The sequence below is a fragment of the Streptomyces sp. enrichment culture genome (genome assembly GCF_964272855.1).
Classification (GTDB): domain Bacteria; phylum Actinomycetota; class Actinomycetes; order Streptomycetales; family Streptomycetaceae; genus Streptomyces.
The window spans coordinates 2,645,772-2,670,444 of sequence record NZ_OZ186847.1 but is presented as its reverse complement, the minus strand read 5'-3'; the positions used below and the strand labels follow the sequence as shown (position 1 = coordinate 2,670,444).

General features: G+C 72.5%; 20 protein-coding genes and 2 pseudogenes. 14 read left to right on the top strand and 8 right to left on the bottom strand.

The window, feature by feature from the left end; translation table 11 throughout:
• Positions 1-8 precede the first annotated feature (8 nt).
• Both ACSU6L_RS11050 and rpmB read right to left on the bottom strand, forming a co-directional pair.
• The gene (locus ACSU6L_RS11050; RefSeq protein WP_437055935.1) at positions 9-569 is read right to left on the bottom strand and encodes a tetratricopeptide repeat protein; all 561 of its coding nucleotides are present in this window, start codon (positions 567-569) and stop codon (positions 9-11) included.
• Positions 570-642: 73 nt separating this feature from the next.
• On the bottom strand, positions 643-828 hold the full coding sequence (rpmB, locus tag ACSU6L_RS11045; protein ID WP_003993230.1) for a 50S ribosomal protein L28: 186 nt from the start codon (positions 826-828) through the stop codon (positions 643-645).
• Between the two features lie 264 nt (positions 829-1,092).
• On the opposite strand from rpmB, the gene ACSU6L_RS11040 reads away from it, so the two are divergent.
• A complete protein-coding gene (locus ACSU6L_RS11040) occupies positions 1,093-2,781 on the top strand; it encodes a DAK2 domain-containing protein (protein ID WP_437055933.1) in 1,689 nt (562 codons plus the stop codon).
• Positions 2,782-2,882: 101 nt separating this feature from the next.
• Here the strand turns inward: ACSU6L_RS11040 and ACSU6L_RS11035 are convergent, their stop codons facing one another.
• Both ACSU6L_RS11035 and ACSU6L_RS11030 read right to left on the bottom strand, forming a co-directional pair.
• Complete coding sequence (locus ACSU6L_RS11035) at positions 2,883-5,174, bottom strand: tetratricopeptide repeat protein (RefSeq protein WP_437055931.1); 2,292 nt, start codon at positions 5,172-5,174, stop codon at positions 2,883-2,885.
• A gap of 89 nt (positions 5,175-5,263) precedes the next feature.
• Positions 5,264-6,325: pseudogene (locus ACSU6L_RS11030) on the bottom strand (HSP90 family protein); the annotation flags it as partial.
• A gap of 191 nt (positions 6,326-6,516) precedes the next feature.
• On the opposite strand from ACSU6L_RS11030, the gene recG reads away from it, so the two are divergent.
• The 8 genes from recG (at position 6,517) to mutM (ending at position 13,879) form a co-directional block, all read left to right on the top strand.
• Positions 6,517-8,712 (top strand): ATP-dependent DNA helicase RecG, encoded by a 2,196-nt coding sequence (recG, locus tag ACSU6L_RS11025; RefSeq protein WP_437055929.1) that lies wholly within the window; start codon positions 6,517-6,519, stop codon positions 8,710-8,712.
• A 32-nt stretch (positions 8,713-8,744) separates the two neighbouring features.
• Entirely contained in the window at positions 8,745-9,461 is a 717-nt protein-coding gene (gene rsmD, locus ACSU6L_RS11020) for a 16S rRNA (guanine(966)-N(2))-methyltransferase RsmD (RefSeq protein ID WP_437055927.1), read from the top strand.
• A complete protein-coding gene (gene coaD / locus ACSU6L_RS11015) occupies positions 9,458-9,967 on the top strand; it encodes a pantetheine-phosphate adenylyltransferase (RefSeq protein WP_073941141.1) in 510 nt (169 codons plus the stop codon). The genes rsmD and coaD overlap by 4 nt, the downstream gene beginning before the upstream one ends.
• Positions 9,968-10,066: 99 nt before the next feature.
• Entirely contained in the window at positions 10,067-11,161 is a 1,095-nt protein-coding gene (locus ACSU6L_RS11010; RefSeq protein WP_437055925.1) for an ATP synthase F0 subunit B, read from the top strand.
• 130 nt (positions 11,162-11,291) lie between these two features.
• Positions 11,292-11,936: a YceD family protein gene (locus ACSU6L_RS11005; protein ID WP_437055923.1), complete on the top strand. Its 645-nt coding sequence runs from the start codon at positions 11,292-11,294 to the stop codon at positions 11,934-11,936.
• Between the two features lie 2 nt (positions 11,937-11,938).
• Complete coding sequence (gene rpmF, locus ACSU6L_RS11000; RefSeq protein ID WP_003951102.1) at positions 11,939-12,112, top strand: 50S ribosomal protein L32; 174 nt, start codon at positions 11,939-11,941, stop codon at positions 12,110-12,112.
• Between the two features lie 19 nt (positions 12,113-12,131).
• Positions 12,132-12,941 carry a ribonuclease III gene (rnc, locus tag ACSU6L_RS10995; RefSeq protein WP_437064848.1) on the top strand — a complete coding sequence of 270 codons (810 nt, stop codon included), beginning with the start codon at positions 12,132-12,134 and terminating at the stop codon, positions 12,939-12,941.
• A 77-nt stretch (positions 12,942-13,018) separates the two neighbouring features.
• A complete protein-coding gene (gene mutM / locus ACSU6L_RS10990) occupies positions 13,019-13,879 on the top strand; it encodes a bifunctional DNA-formamidopyrimidine glycosylase/DNA-(apurinic or apyrimidinic site) lyase (RefSeq protein ID WP_073941145.1) in 861 nt (286 codons plus the stop codon).
• Here the strand turns inward: mutM and ACSU6L_RS10985 are convergent.
• A complete protein-coding gene (locus ACSU6L_RS10985; RefSeq protein WP_437055921.1) occupies positions 13,852-14,253 on the bottom strand; it encodes a winged helix-turn-helix transcriptional regulator in 402 nt (133 codons plus the stop codon). The two genes, mutM and ACSU6L_RS10985, sit on opposite strands and share 28 nt — an antisense overlap.
• 169 nt (positions 14,254-14,422) lie before the next feature.
• Between ACSU6L_RS10985 and ACSU6L_RS10980 the strand changes: the two genes are divergently transcribed.
• Positions 14,423-15,007 carry a flavodoxin family protein gene (locus ACSU6L_RS10980; protein WP_437055919.1) on the top strand — a complete coding sequence of 195 codons (585 nt, stop codon included), beginning with the start codon at positions 14,423-14,425 and terminating at the stop codon, positions 15,005-15,007.
• A 46-nt stretch (positions 15,008-15,053) separates the two neighbouring features.
• Here the strand turns inward: ACSU6L_RS10980 and ACSU6L_RS10975 are convergent, their stop codons facing one another.
• Complete coding sequence (locus ACSU6L_RS10975) at positions 15,054-15,371, bottom strand: hypothetical protein (protein ID WP_437055917.1); 318 nt, start codon at positions 15,369-15,371, stop codon at positions 15,054-15,056.
• Between the two features lie 287 nt (positions 15,372-15,658).
• Complete coding sequence (locus ACSU6L_RS10970; protein WP_437055915.1) at positions 15,659-16,780, bottom strand: CAP domain-containing protein; 1,122 nt, start codon at positions 16,778-16,780, stop codon at positions 15,659-15,661.
• A 172-nt stretch (positions 16,781-16,952) separates the two neighbouring features.
• On the opposite strand from ACSU6L_RS10970, the gene ACSU6L_RS10965 reads away from it, so the two are divergent.
• The 4 genes from ACSU6L_RS10965 (at position 16,953) to ACSU6L_RS10950 (ending at position 23,574) form a co-directional block, all read left to right on the top strand.
• Positions 16,953-17,234 carry an acylphosphatase gene (locus ACSU6L_RS10965; protein ID WP_073941150.1) on the top strand — a complete coding sequence of 94 codons (282 nt, stop codon included), beginning with the start codon at positions 16,953-16,955 and terminating at the stop codon, positions 17,232-17,234.
• A 379-nt stretch (positions 17,235-17,613) separates the two neighbouring features.
• Positions 17,614-17,820, top strand: coding sequence for a hypothetical protein (locus ACSU6L_RS10960; protein ID WP_073941151.1), 207 nt, complete (start codon positions 17,614-17,616; stop codon positions 17,818-17,820).
• 208 nt (positions 17,821-18,028) lie between these two features.
• Entirely contained in the window at positions 18,029-21,925 is a 3,897-nt protein-coding gene (locus tag ACSU6L_RS10955; protein WP_437055913.1) for an AAA family ATPase, read from the top strand.
• Between the two features lie 233 nt (positions 21,926-22,158).
• Complete coding sequence (locus tag ACSU6L_RS10950) at positions 22,159-23,574, top strand: sugar porter family MFS transporter (RefSeq protein ID WP_437055911.1); 1,416 nt, start codon at positions 22,159-22,161, stop codon at positions 23,572-23,574.
• Between the two features lie 81 nt (positions 23,575-23,655).
• On the opposite strand, the pseudogene ACSU6L_RS10945 reads toward ACSU6L_RS10950, so the two are convergent.
• A pseudogene (locus ACSU6L_RS10945) lies at positions 23,656-24,628 on the bottom strand (LLM class flavin-dependent oxidoreductase).
• Positions 24,629-24,673 lie beyond the last annotated feature (45 nt).

Genomic DNA, 24,673 nt, shown 5'->3' with positions numbered 1-24,673 from the left:
CCGTCTCCCTACCGTTCGCTGACCGCCGCCGACCGCAGCGCCCGGCCCTGCTCGAAGGCCTTCTCGTACAGGTCCGCGGACAGCAGATCGCGGACGCGGGCCCGGGCCCCTGCGACCTCGGGGTCGCCGTCGGCCGGGGCGCCCCGCAGGCCGACGGCGGCACCCAGGAGCTCGGCCGCGCGGTCGGGCCGCTCGGCGACAGAGGCGAGGGCGTCGGCGACGTCCGCGAGGGCGAGGACGTCCGGGGAGTCCGCGGCGTGCGCGCCCGCCCGGGTGAACCAGTCGCGGGCCGCGCCGGTGTCGCCCTCCGCGGCGGCCGCCCGGCCCAGCCCGACCAGGATCCGGACCGTCTCCCCGACGCTGAACCAGTTGGCGGCACACACCTGAAGGGCGCTCTCGTAGTGTCCACGCGCGCGTGCCGGATCACCGGACGCCCGGGCCGCGTCGCCGAGGCCGCGCCAGGCGCTCGCCACCTTGTCGGTGGCGCCCGCGACGCGCGCCAGCTCCGCGGACTCCGTGAAAACGCATCCCCGGATTCTGGCAGCAGGCGCCGGCCCGGAGGCGGGCACAGCAAAAAGCCGGTCCACGTGAGTGGACCGGCTTCTGCAGCGAACCGGCAGTGGCCGCGCGCTCAGCTGAGCGTCAGCGCGAGACCTTGCCGGCCTTGATGCACGAGGTGCAAGCGTTCACGCGCTTCGGCGTCCCGCCGACCACGGTACGCACACGCTGGATGTTCGGGTTCCAGCGGCGGGACGTACGGCGGTGCGAGTGCGAGATGTTGTTGCCGAAGCCCGGCCCCTTGCCGCAGACGTCGCAGTTGGCAGCCACGGGTCACTCCAAAGACTTCAGATGCACTTACGGTTAATCCCGGCATGCCGGGATCGAGATCTTAGGCTCTACGAGCGATCTGAGATCTGAGTGGCGTTGCCAGGGGAACAGCCCGATCGGATCGGGCAACCGGAGCAGCATACAACGGCTGCGCCCGTGGAACGAAACTACCATGGCTGCTCCGGGGCCCGCCCCGGCCCTCTTCCGGCGGTCACCGGCCCTGGGTCTACGCTGCGTCCAGTCCAGCAGCTCAAGGAGGCGCAGGTGCCGCAGGTGCCGCAGACATTCTTCGATGCTCTCGCGGTGCGCACCTGGTGCGGTCTCGCGCTCCAGGCCCTCGGGCGGGCGCGCGAGGAGATCGACGCGATCAACGTGTACCCGGTGGCGGACGGCGACACCGGTACGAACCTGTATCTGACCGTCGAGTCGGCCGCCGCCGCCGTGGACGCGGTGTTCGCCGGCCACGAGGCCGGATCACGGGGGCCGGAACGCCCTTCGCTCGCGCAGGCCGTGCGCGCGATGGCGCACGGCGCGCTCATCGGGGCGCGCGGGAACTCCGGGACCATCCTCGCCCAGCTGCTGCGCGGCATGGCCCAGGTGCTCGCCGCCGACGACACCCCGCACACCGACGGCCCCGGGCTGCGCCTCGCCCTGCGCCGGGCCGCCGACTCCGCCCGCCAGGCCGTCGCCCACCCCGTCGAGGGCACGGTGCTGACCGTCGCCTCGGCCGCCGCCGACGCGGCAGGGAAAGCCGAGGGGGACTGCGGGGCCGTCGCGCGGGCCGCCCACGAAGGGGCGCTCGCCGCGCTCGCCGCGACCCCCGGGCAGCTGGCCGTGCTGGAGCGCGCCGGGGTGGTCGACGCCGGGGGACGGGGACTCGTGGCGGTCCTGGGCGCCCTCGTGGAGACCCTCACCGGCGAGGCACCGCGCGGGGTGCCGACCTCGCTGTCCGCGGGGCACGCGCGCGGGGAGGGCGACGCGGCGGAGCCGCACTCCTGCCCGGACGCCGCCGCGGCGCCGGAGGACGGCGGTCCCGCCTTCGAGGTGATCTACCTGCTGGAGGCCGGCGACGACGCCGTGGCGCGGCTGCGGCGGCAGCTGGACGCCCTCGGCGACTCCCTCGTCGTGGTCGGCGGCGACGGACTGTGGAACGTCCATGTGCACGTGGACGACGCGGGCGCCGCCGTGGAGGCGGGCGTCGAGGCCGGCCGGCCGTACCGGATCCGGATCACCCACTTCGGCGCCGGTGACGTGCACACCGCGCGCGGTGAGCGGCCGCCCGTGGAGCGTGTCCAGCGCGCGGTGGTCGCCGTCGTGCCCGGCGAGGGCCTGGCCGGGCTGTACGCCGACGCGGGCGCGACCACGGTGCTCGCGCGCCCCGGGGAGCCGCCCGCCAGCGGGGAACTCCTGCACGCCGTGCGCCGGGCCCACGCGCGCGAGGTCGTGCTGCTGCCCAACGACGCCGAGCTGCGCCACACCGCCGCCGCGGCGGCCGAGCAGGCCCGGACGGAGGGCATCCGCGTGGCCCTCATCCCGACCCGCTCCGCCGTGCAGGGCATCGCGGCGCTCGCGGTGCACGAGCCGGAGCGCCGCTTCGACGAGGACGTCGTCGCCATGACCTCGGCGGCGGGCGCGACCCGCTACGCCGAGGTCGCCGTCGCCGAGGAACAGTCCTGGACCATGGCCGGCATCTGCCAGGCCGGCGACGTGCTCGGCCTCATCGACGGCGACGTGGCCGTGATCGGCTCGGACGTCACCGCCACCGCCGAGACCGTCCTCGACCGCATGCTCGCGGCCGGCGGGGAGCTGGTCACCGTCGTCCTCGGCGACGAGGTGCCCCAATCCGTCGCCGACCGGCTGGAGGCCCGGGTGCGGGAGGCGTACCTGGCCGTGGACACCGTGGTGTACCGGGGCGGACGACAGGGATCGCTGGTGCTGATCGGGGTGGAGTAGGGTCCCGCGCGGGGCGGACGGTTCGCCGGTCCCGGGCGGGCGTGCGGTTCGGAGCCCCGCCCGGGGCGTGCCGTTCGCCGGTCCCGCGCGGGGCACGCCGTTCAGCCGTCCCCCTGCTCCCGCACGACCCGCAGCATCTGCTCCGCCTCCGCCCGGCGGGTCCGCGCCACCTCGTCCTCCTCCGAGACGTCGGCGTACGCCGCCAGCACCCCACGCGCGCGTGCCGCGGCCTCGGCCGGGCGGCCCAGGTCGGCCTCCAGCCAGCCGGCGGCCAGTTCCGCGCCGGTACGGCTGGGCAGGGCCTCGTCGCCGAGGGCGGCGAACACCGCGACGGCCTCCGCCATCTGCGCCAGAGCCTCCTCGAACACGTCCTGGATCGAGCCGTCCTCGGCGTCCTCCGTGCATGAGCGGGCCAGCAGGTCGCCGAACTGCCGGTGCGTGTGGCCCAGTTCGGCGGCGAGCCGCCGCCGCGCCTCCTCGTCCGGTGCCGCGGCGGGCGCCGCCGCGCACTCTCGCAGGGCGTCCGCCATCAGCTCCCGCGCCCGGTCCGGGCCGTCCTGGGTGCGCAGCGCCAGCCACGCGCGGGCCCGCAGCGAGCGGACCAGGCCGTGTACGTTGCCGAGCGAACGCCACAGGTCGCCCGCGCGCGCGTACGCCCGGTCGGCCTCGGCCGGCATGTCCGCCTGGCCCAGGGACTCGGCGGCGAGGTGGGCGAGGGTCGCGTGGTCGTGCTGCTCGGGCCAGTGCCGGGCGATCTCGGCGGCCTGCAGACGCCGCTCGGCCGCCGCCTGGTGCTCTCCCAGCTCGCCCAGACAGTCGCCGAGCCACCACAGTGTCTGGACGACCGCGCCGTCGCCGTGCGTCTCGGCGGTCAGGTCGGGCAGCGCCGACTCCAGCACCTCGGCGGCCTCGGCCCAGCGGCCCTGCCGCAGCATGAAACCACCGAGCAGCTGCCGCGCCCACGGGCCGAGGGTGCGGCCCTCGCCCGCCTCGTCGGCCCAGTGCGCCGCCTCCAGAGCGTGCTCGGCGGCCTCCTCGGCCGCGCCCCGGCCGCCGACCACCTCGGCCAGCTGGAGGTGCAGCTGGGCGCGCCCGACGGGCTCCAGGTGGGCTCCGCCGTGCCCCAGGGCCGCGCGCAGCGCCCGCTCCGCCTCCGCCTCGTCGCCGAGCTGGTGCGCGAGCCCCGCCAGCCGGACCTCGTACTCCACGGCGAACCACGGCAGCCCCATGGCCGCGTACTCCGCGGCGGCCCGCGCGAACAGCGCGGTCGCCGTGCGCGCGTCCCCGGTCCGCGCCGCCAGCTCCGCGAGCATCGCCCGCGCCTCGGCGGCCCGCGAGGCCAGCCGCACATCACCCCCGGTGTGCCCGTCCACCAGCGCCAGCACCTCCCGGACGGCGGCCTCCGCCTCGGCCAGGACGGGGTCGCCGGACGGAGGCGGTACGTCGTCCCCGGCGGGCTCCTCCAGCTCGTACACCCGCCGCATCAGGATCCGCGCCCGGCCCATCAGCACCGACGCGGCCTGGCTTATGCCCGTGCCGTCCTCGGCGTACAGCGCGAGCACCCGGTCGTACGGCTCGGCGACCGCGGCCACCGCCTCGTCGACCCGGCCCGCGAGCGCGCGGACGTACGCGGCACGGGCCAGGGCGGCCAGCGCCTCGCCGGGGTCACCGGCCTCCGCGTACAGCTCCGCGGCGCGCTCGAACAGGGCGGCGCCCTCCGGGCCCAGGCCCATCGCCTCGTGGTCGGCGATCTCCGCGCGGTCACGGGCGGCCAGCTCGACGCCGTCGGCCGTCTCGGCGGCGCGCGCGACCGCGGCCCACGCCTCGACGGCGTTCGGCTGCAGGGTGTCCGACAGCCGCCGGGCCTCGGCCAGCAGCGCGTCGAGGCGGGCCCGCGGGCCGGAGCCGGTGCCGCCCCCGTCGGCGTCCGCGCCGTTCGCGTCGGTGAGCGCGGCGGGTCGCGCGTTCGTGGCGAGCGCGGGATCGTGCGCCGCGGGCGCCGGCGGCGTCTGGCGCTGGGAGCGCACGCCCAGCGGGAGCCGGTCCACCAGCGCCGGCTGATCCATGCGCGCGCGGACCCGCTCACTGACGTACGTCGTGCCGTTGCGCTGGTCGAACCGCGCCGCCAGCGCCAGCGCCTCCACGCGCGCGTGCCCGGCGAGTTCGCCCGCCGTCCACGACCGCCCGGCCGGCCCCGGCACCTGCCGCCCGCCGAAGCCGAGCACCGTCAACCGGCCCATCAGCAGCGCCACCACGCTCAGGAACTCCATCCGGCTGCGCGGCTGCCCGGTGTCCGTGAAGTACGCCGGCCGCTCCGCCAGCAGCTCCAGACCGCGCGCCTCGTTGCCGGTCAGCGCGCAGAACTCCACGTGCTCCGCGTACGCGCTGCGCATGCTCTCCTTGGCGCGCACCAGCCGGAAACCCCGCAGATGGTGACCCCGCGCCTCGTCCAGCCGGCCGAGCCGCACCAGTGGCAGCAGCGAAGCCGCTGCGGATCACCGGCCGCCAGCCCGGTCAGCCAGGACCTGATCCGCTCCCCGAGCGCCTCGCGCACGGCGGCCAGGGTCTCGTCCTCGTACAGCGCCTCCCGCGAGGCGGTGGGCCGCAGGCTGTCGGTGTCCAGCACGCAGCGCACGAAGAACGCCCAGTCTGGCAGCAGCTGCTCGGCCCGCTCGGTCAGCAGCATGCCCTTCAGATGCACCCGGTGCCGGGCGCGCTGGGCCGGGCTGACCGCGGCGGGCAGGACGTACGCGACACCGCGTATGCCCGCCAGCGGCACGTCCAGGTCGATCGAGTCCAGCGGCGTGAACCCGAACTGCTCGTGACAGTGCCGGGCGAGGGCCACCCGACGGGCGGCGGGGGAGGGGTACGGCCGGTCCCAGGGCGCGGGCAGGTCGGTGACCTCCTCCTCGCCCACCCGCACGTCGTACGGCAGCAGCGAGCCGAAGTCCCGGGCCAGCGCCAGCACCCGCTCCTCGGACAGCCACTCCGCGGCACCGGGCCGCGCCACGAGGTGCACGGTGGTGCCGGGTTCGGGCCGGGCCTCGGCGGGCAGGGTCCGCACGGTGTACGAGCCGTCGTCCGACGCCGTCCACTCCACGGGCCGGGCGTCCGGCGTAAGGGCACTGCGGCTGACGACCCGGATCCGCTCGGCGACCACGAAACACGCCAGCAGCCCGATGCCGAACTGCCCGAGGAAGTCCGAGCGCGCCTCCCGCAGGCCGTCGGCCCGCTTGGAGCTGCGGCCGATGGTCGCCAGCAGAGTGTGCACATCGGACTCGGTGAGCCCGATGCCGGAGTCCTCCACGCGCAGCGAGCCGCCCTCCGCGTACAGCCGCACCCGGGCCGGGGCGTCGGGTTGCCCGCCCCGCCGGGCGGTGATGGCGTCGACGGCGTTCTGCAGCAGTTCCCGCAGGTAGACCTTGGGACTGGAGTAGAGGTGATGGGAGAGCAGGTCCACCAGGCCGCGCAGGTCGACCTGGAACGTATGAGGCGCGGAAGGTGCCTCGGATGCCTGTGATGACTGTGAGGTCTGGGAGTCCATCGTCACAGCGCCGTTGGGGGGAGAAGCTACGGCGCGGGGTCGGGCGGCCCCGGTGAGGCGGTGACCGCGGAAAGGATGGCCGGAGCGCGTCATCCTAGAGCCCGATCGAGCCGCCTGACCATGGCTTTCCCAGACCGAAACGGCATGGCTCGCAGGGCGTCACCTGCGCGTTGTCAGTGCCGTGGTGTGCAATGGATCTCGTGCCCGCACTGGAAGAACCCCTGAAGAAGGTGCTCGGCCCCGCCACCGCGAAGGTGATGGCCGAGCACCTCGGCCTGCACACCGTCGGCGACCTCCTGCACCACTACCCACGCAGATACGAGGAGCGGGGCCAGCTCACCCACCTCGCCGACCTCCCCATGGACGAGCACGTCACCGTGGTCGCCCAGGTCGCCGACGCCCGCCTGCACACCTTCGCCTCCGCCAAGGCCCCCCGCGGCAAGGGCCAGCGGCTGGAGGTGACCATCACCGACGGCAGCGGCCGGCTCCAGCTGGTCTTCTTCGGCAACGGCGTGCACAAGCCCCTCAAGGAACTCCTGCCCGGAACGCACGCGATGTTCGCCGGCCGGGTCTCCGTCTTCAACCGCCGCCTCCAACTCGCCCACCCGGCCTACGAACTGCTGCGCGGCGACAGCGACGAGACCGTGGAGACCTGGGCCGGCGCCCTGATCCCCATCTATCCCGCGACCGCCAAGCTGGAGTCCTGGAAGATCGGCAAGGCGGTGCAGACCGTCCTGCCCAGCGTCCAGGAGGCCGCCGACCCGCTCCCGCCCGCCCTGCGCGAGGGCCGCGGCCTGGTCCCGCTCCCCGAAGCCCTGCTCAAGATCCACCGCCCGCACACCAAAGTGGACATCGCCGCCGCCCGCGACCGCCTCAAGTGGGACGAGGCCTTCGTCCTCCAGGTCGCCCTGGCCCGCCGCCGCCACGCCGACGCCCAACTCCCGGCGGTCCCCCGCAGGCCCGCGCCGCACGGCCTCCTCACCGCCTTCGACGACCGCCTCCCCTTCACCCTCACCGAGGGCCAGCGCAAGGTCTCCAAGGAGATCTTCGACGACCTGGCCACCGAACACCCGATGCACCGGCTGCTCCAGGGAGAGGTCGGCAGCGGGAAGACGATGGTCGCGCTGCGCGCCATGCTCGCCGTCGTCGACGCCGGCGGGCAGGCCGCGATGCTCGCGCCCACCGAGGTGCTCGCTCAGCAGCACCACCGGTCGATCGTGGAGATGATGGGCGAGCTCGCCGAGGGCGGGATGCTCGGCGGGGCGGAGCACGGCACCAAGGTCGTGCTGCTCACCGGCTCCATGGGCGCCGCCGCCCGCCGGCAGGCGCTGCTCGACCTGGTCACCGGCGAGGCCGGGATCGTGATCGGCACGCACGCGCTGATCGAGGACAAGGTGCAGTTCCACGACCTGGGCCTGGTCGTGGTCGACGAACAGCACCGCTTCGGCGTCGAGCAGCGCGACGCCCTGCGCGGCAAGGGCAAGCAGCCCCCGCACCTGCTCGTCATGACCGCCACGCCCATCCCGCGCACGGTCGCCATGACCGTCTTCGGCGACCTGGAGACCTCGGTCCTCGACCAGCTCCCGGCCGGCCGTTCCCCGATCGCCAGCCATGTCGTCCCCGCCGCCGACAAGCCGCACTTCCTCGCCCGGGCCTGGGAGCGGGTGCGCGAGGAGGTGTCGAACGGCCATCAGGCGTATGTCGTCTGCCCCCGCATCGGCGACGAGGAGGTGGACACCAAGAAGAAGTCCGCCGAGGACGAGGCGGAGAAGCGGCCCCCGCTCGCCGTCCTCGACGTCGCCGACCAGCTTGCCAACGGCCCCCTCCAGGGCCTGCGGGTGGAGGTCCTGCACGGCAGGATGCACCCGGACGACAAGGACGCCGTCATGCGCCGCTTCGCCGCCGGCGAGACGGACGTCCTCGTCGCCACCACCGTCATCGAGGTCGGCGTCAACGTGCCCAACGCCACCGCGATGGTGATCATGGACGCCGACCGCTTCGGCGTCTCACAGCTGCACCAGCTGCGCGGCCGGGTGGGCCGCGGCTCCGCCCCCGGCCTGTGTCTGCTGGTCAGCGAGATGCCCGAGGCCAGCGCCGCCCGCCAGCGGCTGAACGCGGTCGCCTCCACCCTCGACGGCTTCGAACTGTCCCGCATCGACCTCGAACAGCGCCGCGAGGGCGACGTCCTCGGCCAGGCCCAGTCCGGCGCCCGCACCAGCCTGAAGGTCCTCGCCGTCATCGAGGACGAGGAGATCATCGCCGAGGCCAGGGAGGAGGCCACCAAGGTCGTCGCCGCCGACCCCGAGCTGACCCACCTCCCGGGCCTGCGCACGGCCCTGGACGCCCTTCTGGACGAGGAGCGGGAACAGTACTTGGAAAAGGGGTGAAGGACAGCGCCGATCAAGGGGCGCGGGGCTGGATGGATATGCGGCTCCGCCGCGGGGGCGAGATCAACCACAGCGAACCCGCAGCCGTTCACGACGGAAAGCACCCGCTGCCTCCGCCTGCCAGACTGAACCCGTCAGTCACCCACCACCAAGGACCCCAGATGACCCGCGTGATCGCCGGCAAGGCCGGCGGACGTCGCCTAGCCGTCCCGCCGGGAACAGGCACCCGCCCCACCTCCGACCGCGCGCGCGAGGGCCTCTTCTCCACATGGCAGTCCCTGCTGGGCGGCCCCCTGGACGGCGAGCGGGTCCTCGACCTGTACGCCGGTTCCGGCGCCGTCGGCCTGGAGGCCCTGTCGCGCGGCGCGGGCCACACCCTGCTGGTCGAGGCCGACGCCAGGGCGGCCCGCACGGTCCGGGAGAACGTCAGGAACCTGGGCCTGCCGGGCGCCGAGGTCCGGGCGGGCAAAGCGGAACAGATCATCCGTGACGCCCGGCCGGAGCAGCCGTACGACCTCGTCTTCCTCGACCCGCCGTACCGAGTCACAGATCACGATCTTCGCGAGATTCTGCTCACACTCCGCTCGGAGGGGTGGCTCGCCGACGACGCCCTCGTCACCGTTGAGCGCAGCACCAGAGGCGGGGAATTCGTATGGCCGGACGGCTTCGAGCCGCTGAGGTCCCGGCGCTACGGAGAGGGAACGTTTTGGTACGGTCGCGCCGCCTCTACGTGCGAAGACGCACCATGACCGGACCGGAGAGCGAGGGAACTCAAGTGCGCCGCGCCGTCTGTCCCGGGTCGTTCGACCCGATCACCAACGGACACCTCGACATCATTGCCCGCGCCTCCCGTCTCTACGACGAGGTCTACGTCGCGGTGATGATCAACAAGGCCAAGAAGGGCCTGTTCGAGATCGACGAGCGGATCGATCTGATCCGCCAGGTCACCTCCGAGTACGCCAACGTCCGCGTCGAGGCCTTCCACGGCCTCCTCGTCGACTTCTGCAAGCAGCGCGACATCCCCGCCATCGTCAAGGGCCTCCGCGCGGTCAGCGACTTCGACTACGAGCTCCAGATGGCCCAGATGAACAACGGCCTCACGGGTGTCGAGACGTTGTTCGTGCCGACCAACCCCACCTACAGCTTCCTGTCGTCCTCGCTGGTCAAGGAGGTCGCGGCATGGGGCGGAGACGTCTCCCACCTGGTGCCGCAGGTGGTCCTGGAGGCCCTCACCGAGCGGCTGCGCCAGGACTGACCCCCTGACGTGCCGTCACCCGGTGTCCACCACGCGTCCCATGGCCGTACAGTCGTCCCGTCCGTCTCCAACACAGCTGTAGAGAGTGGCGAGCACACGGTGGACGTGCAGAAGAAGCTCGACGAGATCGTCGCGGCGGTCTCCAGTGCCCGGTCGATGCCGATGTCGGCCTCGTGCGTGGTCAACCGCGCCGAACTGCTCTCCATGCTGGAGGAGGTGCGCGCGGCGCTGCCCGACTCCCTCGCCCAGGCGCAGGAGCTGATCGGCGGCCGTGAGCAGATGGTCGAGCAGGCCCGCCAGGAGGCCGAGCGGATCATCCAGAGCGCGCACGCCGAACGCGGCTCCCTGATCTCCGACACCGAGGTCGCCCGCCGCTCCCAGGCCGAGGCCGACCGGATCCTCGCCGAGGCCCGCCAGGAGGCCGAGGAGGTCCGCGCCGAGGCCGACGAGTACGTCGACTCCAAGCTCGCCAACTTCGAGGTCGTGCTCACCAAGACGCTCGGCTCGGTCGGCCGCGGCCGCGAGAAGCTGCTCGGCACCGGCCCCGGCCTCGACGAGCAGGGCTACGCGGACGAGGACGCCCCGGAGCGCAGCCACGATCCGGAGACCCTGCGCCGTACCGCCGACGAGTACGTGGACGCCAAGCTCGGCGCCTTCGAGGCGGTCCTCGCCAAGACCCTGGAGGCCGTCGGACGCGGCCGGCAGAAGCTGCACGGCCGGATCGCCACCGACGACCTCGGCGCCCTCTCCGACGATCTCGGCACGGTCCAGCACTCCAGCGACGCCGACTACCTGGCCGACCTGGCGGCCCTCGCCGAGCAGGACGCCCAGGCGGAGCAGCCCGCCCGGCAGCAGCAGCAGCCGGCCGAGCCGGAACCGGCGTACGGCTATCAGCAGCAGCCGGACCCCTACGGCGGCTACCAGCAGGGCTACGGCCAGCACGACCCCTACGGCTACCAGCAGGCCGACCCCTACGCCTACCAGGGCTACGACGCCCAGCAGGCCGCCTACGTGCCGCAGCAGGCCCAGCAGGCCCAGCAGGCCCAGCAGGCCGTCCAGCAGGTCCCGCCCCAGCCGTCGCAGCCCCCGCAGGTCCAGCAGGGCTATGCCCTGGACGAGACCAGCCTCTTCGACACCAGCATGATCAGTGCCGAGCAGCTGAGGGCGTACGAACAGGGACGCGGCAACGGCTGACCCCGCGGATTGGGCCCAGAGCGAAAGGTCCAGTATCCTGGCTCTTCGGTCGCGCGTACGTTCGCGATCAGCGCTGCCCGGGAACACCGAAGGGCGGCGTCCGTCCGAGCTCGGAAGATCGAAAGCAGGAATGGCTCCTCACGCCCGCCTCGACCACCGCAACCCTCTCGTGTTCGACACGCACGAGCTGGGGCGGCGTCCAGGCGCGCTGCAGCGCCTGACCCGCGAGATCCCCGCCCCCCGGGACTTCGGTATCCAGGGAGTCATCGGAGTGCCGGAAGGCAACCCGGTGGAGCTCGAACTCCGACTCGAGTCGGTCATGGAAGGGGTGCTCGTAACAGGCACCGCCCGTGCAACGGCCGAGGGGGAGTGCGTAAGGTGTCTGGAGCCGCTGGAGCTCGAGCTCGAAGCGGACTTCCAGGAGATGTTCTCGTACCCTGACGCCGACGACCGGGGCCGTGTGAAAGCGGAACCGGCCGACGACGCCGAGGAAGACGAGGACAGGCTCTTTCTCGAGGACGGCCTGTTCGACCTCGAACCTGTGCTGCGTGATGCGGTGGTGCTCGCACTGCCGATGCAGCCGGTGTGCCAGGAAGACTGCCCGGGCCTGTGCTCCCAGTGCGGAGCGCGGCTGGCGGACGACCCGGACCACCACCACGACGCCGTCGACATCCGTTGGGCGGCATTGCAGGGACTCGCCGGTTCACTCGAAGACGGCGAGAAGGACGAGATGAGCGGCGCCGAAGCGGGCGTCGACGAGAAGCAGGAGAAGTAGCCGTGGCTGTTCCGAAGCGGAAGATGTCGCGCAGCAACACGCGCCACCGCCGGTCGCAGTGGAAGGCTGCGGTCCCCACCCTGGTTGCGTGCGAGCGCTGCCACGAGCCCAAGCAGCAGCACATCGCGTGCCCGTCGTGCGGCACCTACAACAAGCGCCAGGTCCTCGAGGTCTGAGCGGCTGGTGAGAGGCACTGTGTCCACGCCGAAGAAAAACTCTGCGGACAACCAGGCCTCGTCCCACACGCTTCTGGAAGGGCGGCTCGGCTACAAGGTCGAGTCCGCCCTTCTGGTGCGAGCGCTGACCCACCGTTCCTACGCGTACGAGAACGGCGGTCTGCCGACGAACGAGCGACTGGAGTTCCTGGGGGACTCCGTGCTCGGCCTCGTCGTCACGGACACGCTGTACCGCACCCACCCCGACCTGCCCGAGGGCCAGCTGGCCAAGCTCCGGGCCGCGGTGGTCAACTCGCGCGCGCTGGCGGAGGTGGGACGAACGCTGGACCTCGGCTCCTTCATCCGGCTCGGCCGTGGTGAAGAGGGCACGGGCGGCCGGGACAAGGCGTCCATCCTCGCCGACACCCTCGAAGCGGTGATCGGCGCTGTCTATCTCGACCAGGGCCTGGACTCGGCGGCGGAGCTGGTGCACCGCCTGTTCGACCCGCTGATCGAGAAGTCCTCCAACCTCGGCGCCGGCCTGGACTGGAAGACTTCCCTCCAGGAGCTGACCGCGACCGAAGGTCTCGGCGTGCCCGAGTACCTGGTCACGGAGACCGGCCCCGATCACGAGAAGACCTTCACTGCTGCCGCCCGCGTCGGAGGCGTCTCGTACGGCACCGGCACCGGCCGCAGCAAGAAGGAGGCCGAGCAGCAGGCCGCGGAGTCCGCCTGGCGGGCCATCCGCGCCGCGGCGGACGAGCGTGCCAAGGCGGCGGGCGCCAACGCCGTCGACATCGCTGCGGCCACCGGGGAAGGCGAAGCCGACGCCTCGTCGGCGAACGCCTGACACCAACGACTGAGCGCCCGCCCCCGTATCCCTGGGGCGGGCGCTCGTCTCATCCATCGGTTTCCACGGGGGTTGCCATGCCCGAGTTGCCCGAGGTCGAGGTCGTCCGACGCGGCCTGGAGCGGTGGGTCGCCCACCGGACCGTCGCCGACGCCGAGGTGCTGCACCCGCGTGCGGTGCGCCGGCACGGCGCCGGTGCCGACGACTTCACACACCGTCTCAAGGGCCACCGGATCGGCGTCCCGAGCCGGCGCGGCAAGTATCTGTGGCTGCCTCTGGAGGACACCGGCCAGGCCGTCCTCGCGCACCTCGGCATGAGCGGCCAACTGCTGGTCCAGCCGCACGAGGCCGCCGACGAGAAGCATCTGCGCATCCGGGTCCGCTTCACCGACGCCCTCGGCACGGAACTCCGCTTCGTCGACCAGCGCACCTTCGGCGGTCTGTCACTGCACGACACCACCCCGGACGGCCTGCCCGACGTCATCGCGCACATCGCCCGCGACCCCCTCGACCCGCTGTTCGACGAGGAGGCCTTCCACCAGGCGCTGCGCCGCAAGCGCAGCACCATCAAGCGGGCCCTGCTCGACCAGTCGCTGATCAGCGGCGTCGGCAACATCTACGCCGACGAGGCGCTGTGGCGCGCCCGCCTCCACTACGACCGCCCGACGTCCACCTTCACCCGCCCGCGCACCCGGGAACTGCTCGGCCACGTCCGGGACGTGATGAACGCGGCGCTCGCGGTCGGCGGGACCAGCTTCGACAGCCTGTACGTCAACGTCAACGGCGAGTCCGGCTACTTCGACCGGTCCCTCGACGCGTACGGCCGTGAGGGACTGCCCTGCAAGCGGTGCGGTACGCCGATGCGCCGCCGCCCGTGGATGAACCGCTCCAGCTACTACTGCCCGCGCTGTCAGCGCCCGCCGCGCGTCTCGTCGTAGTGCTGACGGGCCGCGAGGACGTCGTCCATGCGGCCCTCCACGTAGTGGATGAGGCTCATCAGCCGCTCGGTGACCTCGCGGCCGAGGGGCGTCAGTTCGTAGTCCACCCGGGGCGGGTTGGTCGGCTGGGCCTCACGGCGCACCAGGCCGTCGCGCTCCAGCGCCTGCAGCGTCTGGGACAGCATCTTCTCGCTCACGCCGTCGACCCTGCGGCGCAGCTCGTTGAACCGGAACGAGCCGCCGTGCAGCGCCCCCAGGGTGAGCGCGCCCCAGCGTCCCGTGACGTGCTCCAGCGTGCCGCGCGAGGGGCAGGCCTTGGAGAACACGTTGTACGGGAGGTCCTGCTCCGGCGCGTACCCCTGCGTGGTCGTCATGCGTCCAGCTTAGGGGATTGCAGCGCAAACTTAGGGGTTGCGCTTTCGAAAAGTTAGTGCTCTGCTTGTGTCTGCCGCCGGTGCCGTGCCCCGTCGCCGGTGTCCTGCCGCCGATGTCCTGTCGGGCCGCCCGGCGGCTCCCCGTTCGCGTCCCCGAAGGAGCACTTCCGTGACCACCCCCGTCGTCTCCATCGCCTACCACTCGGGCTATGACCACACCACCGTCCTCGCCGAGGCCGTCCGCGCCGGCGCCGCCGAGGCCGGCGCCGAGGTGCACCTGATCAAGGTGGACGAGATCACCGACGAACAGTGGGCGGTGCTCGACCGCTCCGACGCCATCGTCTTCGGCTCGCCGACCTACATGGGCACCGCCTCCGGCGCCTTCCACGTCTTCGCCGAGGCCACCTCCAAGCGCTGGTTCGGCCAGGACTGGAAGGACAAGCTGGCCGCCGGCTTCACCAACTCCGGCGCCAAGAACGGCGACAAGCTGCACACCCTGCAGTTCTTCCAGATCCTCGCCGCGCAGCACGGCATGCACTGGGTCAACCTCGGTCTGCACCCGGGCTGGAACAACAGCGCCGGCTCCGAGAACGACCTCAACCGCCTCGGCATCTTCGCGGGCGCGGGCGCCCAGACCAACATCGACGAGGGCCCGGACGCCGTCCACAAGTCCGACGTCGCGACCGCCGAGCACCTGGGCCGCCGGATCGCCGAGACCGCGCGGGTGTTCGTGAAGGGCCTCGCGGCGGTGTGACGGCCGGGGCCGACGTCGGAGAAGCCGGCTCGGTCCGAGTGACTTGTCAGGGGCTGGAGTCGGGCAGCTCGGCGGCGAGAGCCACTGCCTCGCTGGGCTTGGCGTTACCCATCCTCCGTACGTCACCGGGCCCGCCGGCCTTCCCCGCGGCCGTGGTGGCAGCCTCCTGGTACAGCCGCTTGTCGACGTGGTTGGCCAGCCATTTGGCCCCGCCGACGCCGACGAGGAGCGCGCCCGCGACGCCCGATGCGGTGACGCCGTAGCTGAACCGGTAAGGGTTGCCCTCGTCCCCGAGGATGGGTGCGCCGCTCAACGGCCCGTACAGTCCCCAGGACGCGAAGGCGGCGATGGCGCCCACCAGCATCTGTCCGAGGAGCCCGGGCCTGCAGATGGTGTGGCTGTTCCCGGGGGACGGCACCGGGTACGGGAAGACGAATCCTCGGTCCTCGGAGAGCAGCGCGCTCCCGATCCCGCCGACGGCCCCGAAGGCGGCGATTGAAAGACCGACCTGTCACGCCTCCATGCCCGCTACCTCCCGATAGATGCCCTAGAGGTAACCGCTCGTGGCGAAGATGGCAAACCGGGATACAGAGGGTGTGTCGGGCCTCGACGGAAGCCCTGACGGAGTGCCCGGGCCGCCGTCGGGTCGTGTCAGTAGCCGAAGTCCTGCGTCCACCAAGGCCCGCCCGAGCCGAAGTGCACGCCGACGCCCAGGGTGGTGAACTCGCAGTTCAGGATGTTGGCGCGGTGGCCGGGGCTCTTCATCCAGGCCTGCATGACGGCTGCCGCGTCGGCCTGGCCGCGGGCTATGTTCTCGCCGCCGAGGTCGCTGACGCCGGCCTCCTCGGCCCGGTCCCAGGGGGTCGCCCCGCTGGGGTCGGTGTGGTCGAAGAAGCCGCGGCTCGCCATGTCCTCGCTGAAGTCGCGGGCCAGCTTCGACAGCGCGCTGTTCGCGGCCAGGGGGCGGCAACCGGCCTTCGCCCGCTCCTCGTTGACCAGCTTCAGCACCGCCGCCTCGGCGGCCGCCTCCTGGGAGACGGTGACCGGGGCGCTCTGCTCCGGCGTCCTGGTCGCCGTACGCGACGGCGTCTGCGCCGGGGTCGGCTTCGGCTTCGGCTTCTTCGATGGGGTGGCCGACGGCGTCCGCGAGGGCTTCGCGGACGGCTTCTCGGTGGTCGGCGACGCCGACGGGCTGGAGGGGGACGCCGAGGGCGAGGCGGAACGCTGGGTGCTCCCGCCCGCCGGGGTGTCGCCGGTCTGGGTCTCGGCGGTGCCGGAGGTACCGCCGAGCGGGCCCCCGGTGTTGCCGGCGCCGCCGTCGGTGGCCTGCACCGTGTCGCCGCCGCTGCCGCCGAGCGTGTAGTTCTCGCCGCCGGGCAGCACGCCCGCGGCGACGGCGACCGCACCGATGGCGACCGCCGCGGAGACGCCGAGCAGTCCGGTGCGGACCGGCGTCACGGTCTTCTTCCTGCGGCGGTGCGAGCGCCCGGGCCGGGGCCCGCCGTCGGGGCTGAAGCCGTCGGCGGCCGGCAGGACCGCGGTGTCGGCGGCGGAGCCGGCGTCGTCCGTGGCGAAGAGGTAGGCGTCGCTGCGGGCCTGCACCTCCGCGTAGGCCTCGGGGTTCAGGTAGGGCGCGATGCCCGGCTCGGGGTGACCGCCCGCCTGGGTGCGGCGCGGGTCACCGGTCCCGGTGCCCGAGCCCGGTACCGGCGTGCTCCCCGTGGCGCGGCCCGTGGCGGCGCGGCCGGCGTCGGAGCGTCGGTGGCGTCCCATGTACTGGCCTTCCTCGTCCCTGGTGCTCGTCCTCGCGGTCGACTCGTCCGGCGGTCAACCAAACCCACCCGATCGGGTGACTTTCATATGAGATGGGTTTGGGGCTGGACGGTACCGCATGGCGCCGGGGGAGGAAGTGTCCGGAGAGACATTGCCCGGTTAGGTTGCACCTATGAGCGAGGATGTACGGCTGGTCGCCTGGGTGCGTGGAAACGTGCAGGGCGTGGGTTTTCGCTGGTTCACGCGCGCCAAGGCGCTCGAGATCGGCGGCCTGAGTGGTTTTGCTCTCAATTTGGCCGATGGCCGTGTCCAGGTGGTCGCGGAAGGGGCGCGTGAGGGTTGTGAGGGACTGCTGGGCTGGCTCCAGGGTGACGACACGCCCGGGCGGGTGGACGGCGTCACCGAGATCTGGGACACACCCCGCGGCGGCTACGACGGCTTCGCGATCCGCTGATCCGGAACCGGCCGGCGGCTCCGGCGCGCGGGTGGGACATGCCGGGGGCAGTTGCCCGGCAGGAAAAGTCCCAGGTGGTTGCCAAGAAGCCCTTGCCGTGGCAGGCTCCGCACGGAAAGATGATCGCCACGCCCTGAGGTCCCGCAGGAGTCGCAGCGCCGCCGCTTCACGGCCGCGCGCCCCCGGGTCGCCCGTCAATACGGGGCGTGATCGTGTTGACCGTCAAACTTTTTGGTGAGACGCTGAAAGCCCCGCGCACCTTAGCTGTTTGGCATGGATGAACGGCAGCAATAACTCCAAAGTGCCAAGCACCGCGGGTGCGAATCCCTCACGACCCACACCGCTTCGGTCGGTCACTCATTGTGGAGGACCATCCATCATGGCAAAGGCGCTTCTCGGTTACGTCGGCGGCTCCGACCCTCGACTCCTCGCCGAGATGCGACGGCTCCAGCAGCGCGTCCAGGACCTGGAATCCGAGATCGTACGGATTCAGGCGGAGAAGGACGCGCTGGCGGCTGCCGCTTCTCACCACGACAGGATCATGGAGAGCGTCGACGCACACCAGGCGGAGCCTGCGCTCACCTGATCACTGCATCGCACAACGACACGCAGTGGTTGGGCTGCCCGTATCAACCGCTCTGTTGTCAGAAGTTGCAAGGGACGCTCCGGCGTCCCTTCTTTCTTTCCCCCGCGCATCCTTTCAGCTTCTTTAACGTTTGGTCTGCCCTGCGCGTTCACCGGTGAAACCGCGCGTTCATGGAGTGAGACTTCCCCGGAAGGTAGAGTCCAGCGGCGTGCACCTCAAGGCCCTGACCCTCCGTGGGTTCAAGTCGTTCGCCTCGGCCACCACGCTCCGCTTCGAGCCGGGCATCACGTGCGTCGTCGGACCGAACGGCTCGGGCAAGTCCAACGTCGTGGACGCGCTCAGCTGGGTCATGGGCGAACAGGGCGCCAAGTCGCTGCGCGGCGGAAAGATGGAGGACGTCATCTTCGCCGGCACCACCGGCCGCCCCCCGCTGGGCCGCGCCGAGGTGTCCCTGACCATCGACAACTCCGACGGGGCCCTCCCCATCGAGTACGCCGAGGTCACCATCACGCGGATCATGTTCCGCAACGGCGGCAGCGAGTACCAGATCAACGGCGACACCTGCCGCCTCCTCGACATCCAGGAACTCCTCTCCGACTCCGGCATCGGCCGCGAGATGCACGTCATCGTCGGCCAGGGCCAGCTCGACTCCGTACTGCACGCCGACCCCATGGGCCGCCGCGCCTTCATCGAGGAGGCGGCGGGCGTCCTCAAGCACCGCAAGCGCAAGGAGAAAGCGCTGCGGAAGCTGGACGCGATGCAGGCCAACCTCGCGCGCGTGCAGGACCTCACCGACGAGCTGCGCCGCCAGCTCAAGCCGCTCGGCCGGCAGGCCGCGGTCGCCCGGCGCGCCGCCGTCATCCAGGCCGACCTGCGCGACGCCCGCCTGCGCCTCCTCGCCGACGATCTCGTACGCCTGCGCGAGGCACTGCAGGCCGAGGTCGCCGACGAGGCCGCGCTGAAGGAACGCAAGGAGACCGCGGAGCAGGAGCTGCGCAAGGCGCTCCAGCGGGAGGGCCTGCTGGAGGACGAGGTCCGCCGGCTCACCCCGCGCCTGCAGCGCGCCCAGCAGACCTGGTACGAGCTGTCCCAGCTCGCCGAGCGGGTGCGCGGCACGATCTCGCTGGCCGAGGCGCGGGTGAAGAGCGCCACCTCCGCACCGCCGGAGGAGCGGCGCGGCCGCGACCCCGAGGACCTGGAGCGCGAGGCCGCCCGGATCCGCGAGCAGGAGGCCGAGCTGGAGGCGGCCCTGGAGGCGGCGCAGCGGGCGCTGGAGGACACGGTGGCGCACCGTGCCGAACTGGAGCGCGAGCTGGCCGTCGAGGAGCGCCGCCTGAAGGACGCGGCCCGGGCGATCGCCGACCGACGCGAGGGACTGGCCCGGCTGAACGGCCAGGTCAACGCCGCCCGGTCGCGCGCCGCCTCCGCGCAGGCCGAGATCGACCGGCTGGCCGCCGCACGCGACGAGGCGCAGGAGCGGGCCGTCGCCGCGCAGGAGGAGTACGAGGCGCTGCGGGCCGAGGTCGACGGGCTCGACGCGGGCGACGCCGAGCTGGCGGAACGACACGAGGCGGCGAAGGCCCGGCTGGCCGAGGCGGAGGCCGCGCTGACCGCGGCCCGCGAGGCCGTCACCACGGCCGAACGCAGCCGGGCAGCCACCCAGGCCCGGCACGAGGCACTGGCCCTGGGCCTGCGCCGCAAGGACGGAACCGGCGCGCTCCTCGCCGCGCAGGATCGTCTCAGCGGACTGCTCGGCCCGGCCGCCGGACTCCTGTCCGTCACCCCGGGCTACGAGGTCCCCCTCGCCGCGGCCTTCGGCGCCGCCGCCGACGCGCTCGCGGTGACGACCCCCGCCTCGGCCGCCGAGGCGATCCGCCTCCTGCGCAAACAGGACGGCGGCCGGGCGGCCCTGCTGGTCGCCGGCCCACCGGAGGAAGCGGGAATCGCCGGGCCACCGGAGGGAGCAGGAATCGTCGGGCCGGCGGCAGGAATCGCCGGCCCACCGGAGCACCCGGCCCCGGCGGGGCGCCGCGACCTCCGGCCCACCGCGGCGGAGCCGCCCGGCGCGGGGAGCGGCGCGGCTTCCGACGGCCTTGCCGCGGGGGCGGGCGTCGGCTCCTCCGCCGGTGGCACCGGCACTCACCCCGGCGCGGGCAGCGGCGCGGCTTCCGACGGCCTCGCCGCGCGTGCCACCGCCGGCTCCTCCACAGACGGTCCCGGCACCCGCCCCGACGCCGGGAGCGAAGGGCCGTCCGACCACCTCACCGAGCGAGCCACCGCCTACGCCGCTGCCGGCCGCACCAACGCAATCCCCGCCGCCGACCTGGTCCGTGCGCCCGCCGAGCTGGTGCCCTCCGTACGGCGTCTGCTGCGCGGGATCGTCGTCGTGGCGACGTTGGCGGACGCCGAGGAGGTGGTGTACGCGCAGCCCGAGCTGACCGCGGTGACCGCCGAGGGTGATCTGCTCGGGGCGCACTTCGCGCAGGGCGGGTCCGCCGGGGCGCCGAGTCTGCTGGAGGTGCAGGCCTCCGTGGACGAGGCCGCCGCCGAACTGGCGGAGCTGGCGGTGCGGTGCGAGGAGCTGACACAGGCGCAGCGGGCGGCCGCCGAGCGGCGCACCGAGACCGCCGCGCTCGTCGAGGAGCTGGGGGAGCGGCGGCGGGCCGCCGACCGGGAGAAGTCGGCCGTGGCCCAGCAGCTCGGCCGGCTCGCGGGGCAGGCGCGGGGCGCCGCGGGTGAGGCGGAGCGGTCCGTGGCCGCCGCCGCGCGGGCGCAGGAGGCGCTGGACAAGGCGCTCCAGGAGGTCGAGGAGCTGGCCGAGCGGCTGGCCGTGGCCGAGGAGATGCCGTTCGAGGAGGAGCCGGACACCTCGGTCCGGGACCGTCTCGCCGCCGACGGCGCCAACGCGCGGCAGACCGAGATGGAGGCCCGCCTTCAGGTCCGTACGCACGAGGAGCGGGTCAAGGGGCTGGCCGGGCGGGCCGATTCGCTCGACCGTGCCGCCCGCGCCGAACGGGAGGCACGCGCGCGTGCCGAGCAGCGGCGGGCCCGGCTGCGCCATGAGGCGGCCGTCGCCGAGGCCGTCGCCTCGGGTGCCCGGCAGCTGCTCGCGCACGTCGAGGTGTCCCTGGCCCGCGCGGAGCGGGAACGTGCCGCCGCCGAGGCGGCGAAGGCCCGGCGCGAGCAGGAGCTGGGCGCCGCCCGCACCCAGGGCCGTGACCTCAAGGCCGAGCTCGACAAGCTGACCGACTCCGTGCACCGGGGTGAGGTGCTGGGTGCGGAGAAGCGGCTGCGGATCGAGCAGCTGGAGACCAAGGCGCTGGAGGAGCTGGGCGTGGAGCCCGCCGGGCTCGTCGACGAGTACGGCCCCCATCAGCTCGTACCGCCGTCCCCGCCAGCCGAGGGCGAGGAGCTGCCCGAGGACCCGGAACATCCCCGCAACCAGCCGAGGCCGTTCGTGCGGGCCGCGCAGGAGAAGCGGCTGAAGGCGGCCGAGCGGGCGTATCAGCAGCTCGGGAAGGTGAATCCGCTCGCCCTGGAGGAGTTCGCGGCGCTGGAGGAGCGCCACAAGTTCCTCAGCGAGCAGCTGGAGGACCTGAAGAAGACCCGCGCGGACCTGCTCCAGGTGGTCAAGGAGGTCGACGAGCGGGTCGAGCAGGTCTTCACCGAGGCCTACCGGGACACCGCGCGGGAGTTCGAGGGCGTCTTCAGCCGGCTGTTCCCGGGCGGTGAGGGACGGCTCGTGCTGACCGATCCGGACAACATGCTCACCACCGGCGTGGACGTCGAGGCGCGTCCGCCGGGCAAGAAGGTCAAGCGGCTGAGCCTGCTCTCGGGCGGGGAGCGGTCGCTGACCGCCGTGGCGCTGCTGGTGTCCATCTTCAAGGCCCGGCCCAGCCCGTTCTATGTGATGGACGAGGTCGAGGCCGCGCTCGACGACACCAACCTGCAGCGGCTCATCCGGATCATGCAGGAGCTGCAGGAGGCCTCGCAGCTCATCGTCATCACGCACCAGAAGCGGACCATGGAGGTCGCCGACGCGCTGTACGGCGTCTCCATGCAGGGCGACGGTGTGTCGAAGGTCATCAGCCAGCGGCTGCGTTGATCGCCGGCTTCGGGGCACCGGTCTCCACCACTATCCATCTGCCACTCGCTTGATCACTTCAAGAAGTGAACGTAAGCCTGACGCGCCGTGGCTAAAAACTCACAGGTCTTGGCCTATTGACTTCGAAACCTGAAGGCATAGTCTCTGCAACGTCGCTTTTACCTTCAGTTTCGAGCGGCGTGAACTTCGCCCCCACGCCGGCAGCGTTGCCGGTGGCCCGAGGAGTTACCCACGTGACCAGCACAGCGCAGGCACCTCAGTCAGGAGCCAAGTCGGCGCACCCCGAACATCTCGGGCACGTCGTCTTCATCACCGCCGCGGCCGCCATGGGCGGTTTCCTGTTCGGCTACGACAGCTCTGTCATCAACGGTGCCAACGGCGGCATCCAGGACCGCTTCGACCTCAGCTCGGGCGCCACCGGAACCGTCGCCGCCTGCGCCCTGCTCGGCAGCGCCGTGGGTGCCGCCGTCGCGGGCCGGATCGCCGACCGGATCGGCCGTATCCGCGTCATGCAGATCGCCGCGGTGCTGTTCGCGGTGAGCGCCGTGGGCTCCGGTCTGCCGTTCGCCGCCTGGGACCTCGCCGCCTGGCGGGTGCTCGGCGGCATAGCCATCGGTATGGCCTCGGTCATCGGCCCGGCCTACATCGCCGAGGTCGCCCCGCCCGCCTACCGGGGCCGGCTCGCCTCGTTCCAGCAGGCCGCCATCGTCATCGGCATCGCCGTCTCGCAGCTCGTCAACTGGGCCATCCTCAACATGGCCGACGGCGAGGAGCGCGGTCAGGTCGCCGGCTTCGAGGCCTGGCAGTGGATGCTCGGCGTGATGCTCGTGCCGGCCGTGATCTACGGCCTGCTCTCCTTCGCCATCCCCGAGTCCCCCCGCTACCTGATCAGCGTGGGCCGTATCGCCGACGCCAAGAAGGTGCTCGCCGACGTCGAGGGCGACATCGACCTGGACGCCCGCGTCACCGAGATCGACACGGCGATGCGCGGCGACCACAAGTCCACCTTCAAGGACCTGCTCGGCGGCCGCTTCGGTCTGCTGCCGATCGTCTGGATCGGCATCGGCCTCTCCGTCTTCCAGCAGCTGGTCGGCATCAACGTCATCTTCTACTACTCGAACCTGCTGTGGCAGTCCGTCGGCGTCGACCCGTCGAGCTCCTTCTTCTACTCGTTCGAGACCTCGATCATCAACATCATCGGTACCGTGATCGCGATGATCTTCGTCGACCGCATCGGCCGCAAGCCGCTCGCGCTCATCGGCTCGGTCGGCATGGGCATCTCGCTCGCGGCGGCCGCCTGGTCCTTCTCCTTCCAGAACGGCAACGACCCGCTGCCCACCGCGCAGGGTTACGTGGCGCTGATCGCCGCCAACGCGTTCGTGCTGTTCTTCGCCCTGTCCTGGGGTGTGGTCGTCTGGGTCATGCTCGGCGAGGTCTTCCCGAACAAGATCCGTGCCGCGGCGCTCGGTGTGGCCGCCTCGGCCCAGTGGATCGCCAACTGGGTGATCACGATCACCTTCCCGGACCTCTCGGACTGGAACCTGTCGCTCACCTACGTCATGTACGCGGTGTTCGCCTTCCTCTCCATTCCGTTCATCCTCAAGTTCGTGCCCGAGACCAAGGGCAAGAAGCTGGAGGAGATGGGCTGATCCGGCCCCTCGAGAACTCGAGGAGACGGGCCAAGTCCCCGCTGCCCGCTCCTCGACACCCGTAAGACGCACTGCCCCGGCTCAGACACCGAGCCGGGGCAGTACGTCTTCGCACAGCAGCCGCAGGCTGCGTCGGCCCTCGTCCACCGGCATCCCGCCGACCAGCGGATGCAGCACCAGCTGGTCCGCGCCCCGCGCCACGCACTCGTCGGGGGTGAGGACCCGGTAGACGCCCTCCGCGCGCAGCTCGTCCACTGTCCCGGCCGCCGACCGCACCGCCGAGCGGATGCCCGCGCCCTGCCAGGAGGCGTACGTCCGCGCCTCGTGCAGGAAGTGTTCGCCGTACGCCGCTCAGACGCGGTCGGGGTCCTCGGCGAGGTGCAGCAGCGGCGTCTCGGCGGCGGGCATCATCGTCCAGCCCCGCGTGCCGTACTCCACCAGCCGCTCCTTGCAGTACGCCTCCAGTTCCGGCAGATGCGCGCCGGGGAAGAACGGCAGGCCGGGCCGGGCGGCGCGGCGGGCGGCGGCCCGCGAGGAGCCGCCCACGAGCAGCAGGGGGTGCGGCTCGGTGAAGGGGCGCGGGGTGACCCGCACCGTACGGCCCCGGTAGGCGAACTCCTCGCCCGTCCAGGCCCGGAGCGGGGTCTCCAGCAGCTCGTCCTGGAGCCGGCAGCGCCGGCTCCCAGGGCACCCCCGCGCGCTCGTACTCCTCGGCCCGGTAGCCGATCCCGGCGACGGTCACCAGCCGGCCGCCGCTCAGCAGGTCCGGTACGGCGATGTCCTCGGCGAGGCGCAGGGGCTCGTGCAGCGGGCCGATGGCGGCCGAGACGGTCACGGCGATCCGCCGGGTGGCGCCCAGTACCGCGCCCGCGAAGACGAACGGCGAGGGCAGCGAGTTGTCGGCGACACCGTGGTGCTCCTCGGTCTGCACGGTGGTGACACCGTGCGTGTCGGCGTACGCGGCCATCTCCAGCGCGGCCCGGTAGCGGGCGCCGAGCGAGGCGGGGGTGGCGCGGGGCTCGATCAGGTTGAACCGGACGACCGTGACGGGCATGGGAAGTCCCCCTCCGGTGCGGATCGGTGGAGGGGGACAGTGGCT

Excerpts from the sequence above, each read along its gene's own strand:
- ACSU6L_RS10965 (WP_073941150.1), top strand. The coding sequence starts at position 16,953 with ATGAGCGAGGATGTACGGCTGGTCGCCTGGGTGCGTGGAAACGTGCAG.
- recG (WP_437055929.1), top strand. The coding sequence starts at position 6,517 with ATGGATCTCGTGCCCGCACTGGAAGAACCCCTGAAGAAGGTGCTCGGC.
- mutM (WP_073941145.1), top strand. The coding sequence starts at position 13,019 with ATGCCCGAGTTGCCCGAGGTCGAGGTCGTCCGACGCGGCCTGGAGCGG.
- ACSU6L_RS11035 (WP_437055931.1), bottom strand. The coding sequence starts at position 5,174 with ATGCGCAGCGCGTACGCGGAGCACGTGGAGTTCTGCGCGCTGACCGGC.
- coaD (WP_073941141.1), top strand. The coding sequence starts at position 9,458 with ATGACCGGACCGGAGAGCGAGGGAACTCAAGTGCGCCGCGCCGTCTGT.
- ACSU6L_RS10960 (WP_073941151.1), top strand. The coding sequence starts at position 17,614 with ATGGCAAAGGCGCTTCTCGGTTACGTCGGCGGCTCCGACCCTCGACTC.
- rsmD (WP_437055927.1), top strand. The coding sequence starts at position 8,745 with ATGGATATGCGGCTCCGCCGCGGGGGCGAGATCAACCACAGCGAACCC.
- ACSU6L_RS10975 (WP_437055917.1), bottom strand. The coding sequence starts at position 15,371 with ATGCTGGTGGGCGCCATCGCCGCCTTCGCGTCCTGGGGACTGTACGGG.
- ACSU6L_RS10970 (WP_437055915.1), bottom strand. The coding sequence starts at position 16,780 with ATGGGACGCCACCGACGCTCCGACGCCGGCCGCGCCGCCACGGGCCGC.
- ACSU6L_RS10985 (WP_437055921.1), bottom strand. The coding sequence starts at position 14,253 with ATGACGACCACGCAGGGGTACGCGCCGGAGCAGGACCTCCCGTACAAC.
- ACSU6L_RS11005 (WP_437055923.1), top strand. The coding sequence starts at position 11,292 with ATGGCTCCTCACGCCCGCCTCGACCACCGCAACCCTCTCGTGTTCGAC.